Raw genomic sequence first — 1,682 nt, 5'->3', positions numbered from 1 at the left:
CGCCGGCATTCGACGCTCGGCTATCTCAGTCCCGTACAGTTCGAGAAAGCTCAAGAAGCTTAGGTCGGTGTCAACGGAACCGGCAGCAGCCCAAGACGCAAAACCGTGAAATGAGCGTCCTTATTTGCAGACGTTTCGAGGACGGGCAGATGCTCTAGCCGACCATTGATGATTTCATTAAGGTCGAACCGAATCATGCGTTCAACTGGCTCACCTAAAGCTTTGCTTCGCACACTCCAAGTGTGAGTAAACCAGCACGCAGCCGTCTTCATTCCCATTCCGAATTCCGATAGACCCGTGCGGTCTGTGGGTATTTCGGCAGGACGGAAAGCGCGCGGATAGTCGGCCCCCTTGATGCCAGCAGCGTTGTCAGTAACCTCAATCAACTTGTTTTGCTGATCAAGCCAGACCCGAACCTTCAACTTGTAGGCGTCGCCGTGAAGTGCACGTAACTCTTCACGGTTGGACAAATAGCTCTGGATGCTGTTATCAACAAACTCAGCAACAGCGTACCAGGCCTTGTAGTTAAGGTGCGAGAGTACCGAGAGTATGGACGAGTTGGGGCGAATCCCTACCGCCGCAACTTCTTGAGCCTCAGCGCGATTCAGCATTCCTCGGGCACTCCAGCGAAGCCTTCGGCCCGCGCTGAGGTTATGGCGTTCGGCAGACCTTGCCGAAGAAGCGCCCTAGCCACCATCTCTACGACGTTCGAGTTCACTGCGTTGCCAAGGGCGGCGAACGCTTTCGTCGGGCTACTGGGCAGCTTCTTGAGGCCTTCGAGACTTTGAAGACGGGCGCACTCATGGGGTGTCATGTACCGCTTCTGCCAGCCGATGATTGGCACCTGCGTGTCTGTCATCGCAATCAGACTCGGGGCGGTCGTGCGACGCTTCACCCGCACGCCCGACGCACGGAACTGTATGACGTAGTCCCAGATGTTGCGTTCGCCGCCTTTGATGTTCCATTCGAACTTCTGCAGACTCGACGGGAACCTGAGGATTTTGGGCAGCCACGGATCAATCCACGTTTTGTTGTCTTCGTAGAACTGACGATTTTGGCGGATAAAGTCCTGCTTCCATTTCGGGAACCTCGCCTGAGGCGTGCGAGCGTGGCTAGGCAGCGCCGCCCATCGCTCTTCGAAAGACTTCAGGTATCCGATCTTTGTGCCGTGGCTGCCTTTGAAACCTTTCAGACCGTCATAACCAAACTGCTTTTGCAGTTCGTAAGGAGTGACTTCTTCGTACGGATAGGTAGCCCCCCACTCCATGGACCACAGCGGGAATGAGGGCAACTCAACACTAGCAGGAGACGCCTTCAGAAACTCATCCCAGACCTCCAAGCATTCCTTAACTTGAGGCGACAGCTTCTTCGCGTTAGGCGGGTTGTCGTCCAGGACTGAAACTATATTTGTTTCAGCGTCGCTCGTTTTTGGCCACTCGAACCTGTCGAGTGGTAGCAGGGAGCCAACGATGTAAACCCGCTCCCGAATTTGCGGAATACCAAAATGGTGGGGAGAGAACCGTTCAGCACGAATGTTGTAACCCAGCTCCTCTCCCAGAATTTTTTGAATTTCATGCCACGTCCGTCCTTCATCGTGCCTCAGCAGATTAGGGACATTCTCTAGGATGAAGTAAGTGGGCTTCTTTTGCTTGAGAATGGCAGCGACGTTGAAGAATAGATTG

2 protein-coding genes are annotated in these 1,682 nt (G+C 54.1%); both read right to left on the bottom strand.

Annotation, left to right across the window (positions count from 1 at the left end):
* Positions 1-59 precede the first annotated feature (59 nt).
* A complete protein-coding gene (locus tag DBR23_RS14415; RefSeq protein ID WP_233250463.1) occupies positions 60-611 on the bottom strand; it encodes an ATP-binding protein in 552 nt (183 codons plus the stop codon).
* Positions 605-1,682 (bottom strand): DNA cytosine methyltransferase (locus DBR23_RS14410; RefSeq protein ID WP_108498713.1); only part of this gene is annotated, 1,078 nt, incomplete at its 5' end. The genes DBR23_RS14415 and DBR23_RS14410, both read right to left, overlap by 7 nt.

Source organism: Acidovorax sp. HMWF018, assembly GCF_003061035.1.
Taxonomy (GTDB): Bacteria; Pseudomonadota; Gammaproteobacteria; order Burkholderiales; family Burkholderiaceae_C; genus Acidovorax; species Acidovorax delafieldii.
Note: the sequence above shows the minus strand (reverse complement) of the source record. Positions and strands in the feature narration are given on the sequence as shown.